At 55.6% G+C, this 4,326-nt stretch carries 8 protein-coding genes; all 8 read left to right on the forward strand.

Annotated elements, in window-relative coordinates; genetic code table 11:
* Nucleotides 1–442 (forward strand): hypothetical protein (locus tag SNE34_RS14655; RefSeq protein WP_332618360.1); only part of this gene is annotated, 442 nt, incomplete at its 5' end.
* 83 nt (nt 443–525) lie between these two features.
* Nucleotides 526–1,041, forward strand: a complete 516-nt coding sequence (locus SNE34_RS14660) for a hypothetical protein (RefSeq protein WP_332618361.1) — start codon at nt 526–528, stop codon at nt 1,039–1,041.
* A 143-nt stretch (nt 1,042–1,184) separates the two neighbouring features.
* Complete coding sequence (gene merC, locus SNE34_RS14665; RefSeq protein WP_332618362.1) at nt 1,185–1,583, forward strand: organomercurial transporter MerC; 399 nt, start codon at nt 1,185–1,187, stop codon at nt 1,581–1,583.
* The gene (locus tag SNE34_RS14670; protein WP_332618363.1) at nt 1,565–1,786 is read left to right on the forward strand and encodes a GDCCVxC domain-containing (seleno)protein; all 222 of its coding nucleotides are present in this window, start codon (nt 1,565–1,567) and stop codon (nt 1,784–1,786) included. The genes merC and SNE34_RS14670 overlap by 19 nt, the downstream gene beginning before the upstream one ends.
* A 113-nt stretch (nt 1,787–1,899) precedes the next feature.
* Nucleotides 1,900–2,772 (forward strand): toll/interleukin-1 receptor domain-containing protein, encoded by an 873-nt coding sequence (locus SNE34_RS14675; RefSeq protein WP_332618364.1) that lies wholly within the window; start codon nt 1,900–1,902, stop codon nt 2,770–2,772.
* 87 nt (nt 2,773–2,859) lie between these two features.
* Nucleotides 2,860–3,093: a hypothetical protein gene (locus tag SNE34_RS14680; RefSeq protein ID WP_332618365.1), complete on the forward strand. Its 234-nt coding sequence runs from the start codon at nt 2,860–2,862 to the stop codon at nt 3,091–3,093.
* 32 nt (nt 3,094–3,125) lie between these two features.
* Entirely contained in the window at nt 3,126–3,368 is a 243-nt protein-coding gene (locus SNE34_RS14685; protein WP_332618366.1) for a hypothetical protein, read from the forward strand.
* A gap of 573 nt (nt 3,369–3,941) precedes the next feature.
* Nucleotides 3,942–4,286 carry a hypothetical protein gene (locus tag SNE34_RS14690; protein WP_332618367.1) on the forward strand — a complete coding sequence of 115 codons (345 nt, stop codon included), beginning with the start codon at nt 3,942–3,944 and terminating at the stop codon, nt 4,284–4,286.
* The last annotated feature ends 40 nt before the right edge of the window (nt 4,287–4,326 follow it).

Genomic DNA, 4,326 nt, shown 5'->3' on the forward strand with positions numbered 1-4,326 from the left:
CCTTTGGCTCCACTACGCGGTTCGGCTTAACTCAGGCGTTAGGCCCCTGGAGGCAGCTTTGTCACTACCGTTAGCACTCTTTGCTGCAATTGGCCTCAGATCCGGCAAAGAGCCTATTGCCACTGATGGCTTAGTCGAAGCATCGGCCAACTTTGACGCACACTTGGTTAAGCCTTTCCTAACTCAGCTTGCTGGGCGCTTTGAGACTGGCCTTACTGCTCAAAGTGCAGCGGTATTGGCCCGCCGCATCAACTCGCTATGGCTCGGTCAGAGTGCCAACTGGGCATATGACGTACAATTTGCCGGCCAGGCAGGACGCTTGGTCGTCTGCGGCTTCAAGGATGATTTCTCTGCGCCGGACCTGTATCTGTTTAGCTCGCCTCCTATCGCCCCAGTGGTGCAGCAGGAGCTGACGTCTTTTCTTGCTGCGGCTGGCATATGACGGGCCAGTGGCCTAACAATTCATTCAAGCCGAACTTGCTTCGCAAGTCGGCTTAATTCAGGTGTTAGGCCTGCTTGGCAACTATGTCGTACACGACTGACAAAAACCTGATCCAGCCCATCTTCTTCCCCGTTTCGCTGTGGAAGCTGGCGCTCATGTCCGTTTGCACGGTCGGGCTGTATCAGGTCTATTGGTTTTATGGCAACTGGCGTCTCGTCAAACTCAGGGAGCGGCGGCGTCTGTCCGCTCCTTGGCGCTCCGTGCTTGGCGTCCTATTTGCATATCCGTTGTTCCGACGCATCTCGCGGGCAGCCGGCAACCCTCGCGGGCTGGCCTGCTTAGCGGTGTTGGCATTCTTGCTATGGGTCGGTCTCTCGCTGGTTGCCTACGCGCCGCTGCCCTGGGCGGTTGTTTCACTTGCCTCGGTCATTCCGCTGCTGCCCATGCAGGCGGTTGCGAACTCCGTAAACATCCGAGCGGTGCCGGGCCACATCTCAAATTCGCGTATCCGGGGTTGGAACATCGTTGCACTTGTTGTGGGCGGCCCGGTGGCGCTCCTCAATCTTCTCGGGTTTGCGCTGCACTGGGCGCAGGCCTAACAATTCGTTCAAGCCGAACTTGCTTCGCTCCACCAAACACATGGCAGAAAGAGCTTGCCATGTGTTTGGCTCCGCTACGCAAGTCGGCTTAACTCAGGCGTTAGGTGCCGCAGAAACAATTCCGCTAAATGCAAGGAAAGAGCATGAGTGTCACACGCGTACTGGATAAAACAAGCAGCTTGGGGTCACTCGTTGCTGCCATGTCCTGTGCCGGCTGCTTTCCAGCACTTGGCTCGCTTGGTGTCGCACTCGGTCTTGGTTTTCTAGGGCAATACGAGGGCTTCTTGTTCAGAAAGTTGCTCCCTGCTCTGGCATTGCTGGCGCTCATAGTGAACGCATGGGCATGGTATCGGCACCGGCGCTTCGCACGCGGCCTGCTCTCAGTTCTTGGACCGCTCGCCGTTCTATCAGCGTTGCTTCTCTTCTGGAGCTACGACTGGAGCATTTACCTGTTCTACGCGGGCATTGCCCTCATGCTCGTCATGTCGGTCCTGGATCTTTTGCGCCCCGCCCGAGCTGCCCAATGTCCGCCCCCAAACTAGAATCGATCATCACTTGCCCAGAGTGTGGTGCCAGTGCATGCGAAACCATGCCCACCAATGCGTGCCAGTGGTTTTATGAGTGCACAGCTTGCCATGCCGTGCTCAAGCCCCTGCCGGGTGATTGCTGCGTGTACTGTTCTTATGGCACCGTCAAGTGTCCGCCCATCCAGCAGGGGAGTTCCTGTTGCACCGGCGGCACCTAACATTGCGTTCAAGCCGAAATTGCATCGCTACGCCGTCAACATGGCAGAAAGAGCTTGCCATGTTGCCAGCTACGCGCTGCAATTCGGCTTAACTTAGGCGTTAGGCCGCAGACATGGCATTAAGTGCATCCCAAAGAATAAAACTGATCAAGGAGATCGCTGACCGTCTGGCGAACGAAGATTGGGCGCTTATTGATCTGACCTTGAGCCAGTTTGGATTCCCCACATCCTCCACCTGGAGCGGCGGAATCCACACCTATGTACTTGAGCACGTCGGTGGCGGAGAAGATGCTCGCTTGGCCGAGCTAGCGGAACACCTTGGCTACACGGTTGAACAGACGGGAACATCGTCTATCGCAGACCCTGCGTTCTGGAAACCTGGTTGTCTTCGCGTCTTTCTGTCGCATCTGTCCGCACATCGTGCATTTACCGCAGAGCTCCAATCAGCGCTGCTCGAGTACGGGATTACCTCATTCGTGGCGCACAACGATATTGAGCCAACACTTGAGTGGCAGACGGAGATTGAAACGGCACTTCGCACGTGTCATGCACTAGTTGCCCTTCTCCACCAGAATTTCCACGCCAGCAACTGGACCGACCAAGAGATTGGATACGTGATGGGTCGCGGCCTTCCGGCATTCAGCATTCGTCTCGGCCAAGATCCTTATGGATTCATCGGGCGATTTCAGGGATTCAACGGCAATGGCAAGAGCGCTGCACAACTCGCCACAGAGCTGTTCAACGCGTACCGCTCCAACAAGCAAACTCGTGAACAGCTCGCCCATGGAGTAGTTGCAACCTTTGAGTCAAGCGACTCTTTCGCTCTGGCAAAACGCAACGTTGGGTTGCTTGAGGCATTGGAATATTGGGAGCCCGCGTTTTCTACACGCATCCAAAAAGCTGCGGAAAATAATGGGCAAATTCAGTCTTCTTGGGGCGTCCCTGAGCGGGTCGCAGCACTTGTAGGCAAGTGGGCTGCGGCCTAACAATTCATTCAAGCCGAAGCCGCTTCGCGGCTCGGCTTAATTCAGGCGTTAGGCCGCTAGAATCAATTTGTCGCAGGGGGAAACATCGTGGAGACACTTAAAGGCATTGCATTCTTCGTCGGCGTCACCGTCTTCGGGGTTTTGCTGTTCCGGCGCAACTGGCTAGAGGCAGAGATCCGTCGCAATGACTCGCATGACGCACCATCAGATCAACAGTTGCGCTGGCACATTCGCCACCTCCGCGAAGACATCCATGCACTTGTGCTCATCAATTACATGCTGCTCATAGTTGTGGCAGCTGCCGTCTTTCTCAAAGACTAATGGCCTCTGGCGCGTTAGACCTAGGGAGTTCAATGTTGATTTACATCATCGCTGCCCTGCTCGTAATCATCGCGCTGCTGCTCTTTAGGATATTGCGTGCAGTACAACTCGCAAACAGCTGCACTCTGTCCGCACTTGGCACGACTGGTCGTGACGTCCAGGCGATAGCGGGAGCCATGGACGGCATCGAGTACAGTACGCGCTCCACCGCAGATTTGGCGGAGAAGACCTATGTCAGATCGTTGCCAGACCATGACCCGAGTCGAGAGCCATGAACGCTTGGCGTAAAGTCCGGAGATTGGCCGCTCGTCTCTCAGCCGGCGCGGCCTAACAATTCGTTCAAGCCGAACTTGCTTCGCTACACCAAACACATGGCAGGAAAAGCTTGCCATGTGTTTGCCTCCGCTACGCAAGTCGGCTTAACTCAGGCGTTAGCCCTATGACAATCACCGCAAACTACTTCTCGCGCGAGTTCCGCACCAAACTTCAGAGAACAGCAAACCCGCCGCGTGAGAAGCGCAGGAGTGCATCAGCACTGCTTTCACCATGGTTCTTCGTTCCCACATCTATCTTTGCGTGCATTTATTTCGGCCAGCCAGGCATCTACAGCATGCTGGCATACATCCTAGTTGGTGTGCTCGTAGGAATCCCTTTTGGTTACGCTCTCCCGCAAGTCATGCTACCCATCTATCGCTTTCTGTTCCGGAATGGCAGCGATCCAATATTTGGTCATCGGAACGCAAGTAAACCAAAGCGCCCTCGCCACACCGAGGGCTAACAAGTCATTCAAGCCGAACCCGCTTCGCGGGTCGGCTTAATTCCGGCGTTAGGGCTCAATGGAGACTTTCATGGAGGATCGCGTGGAGCTAGATTGCGCGCGCGTCCGGACGCACCGCGATTTGGCCGAGTGGGCCATCCAAGTGTTCCGCCTGCCCATCTCCGTCGAGGAGCTTCCTACAGTCGTCCACAAAAGCTTGCTGTTCTCGCGGCGAGACATCGACATGGACAGCCTTACAAGCCGCATTTATCACCACCTTGGCAAGAACCAGCTTTCCTGCACAGTGGAGCTAAAGAACTATCACTCGGCCTCACAAGACGTTCTGGCTGTCCTCAGTCATCCGCGGGGCTGGCGCCGTGCTTTTGGCTCTGGCTTGCCACATGATTACGGAGTTGGCGTAGGCTTTGAGCCCTAACAATTCGTTCAAGCCGAACTTGCTTCGCTACACCAACAAC

Origin of the sequence: Novilysobacter erysipheiresistens (assembly GCF_036663935.1) — a bacterium.
GTDB classification, from domain to species: Bacteria; Pseudomonadota; Gammaproteobacteria; order Xanthomonadales; family Xanthomonadaceae; genus Novilysobacter; species Novilysobacter erysipheiresistens.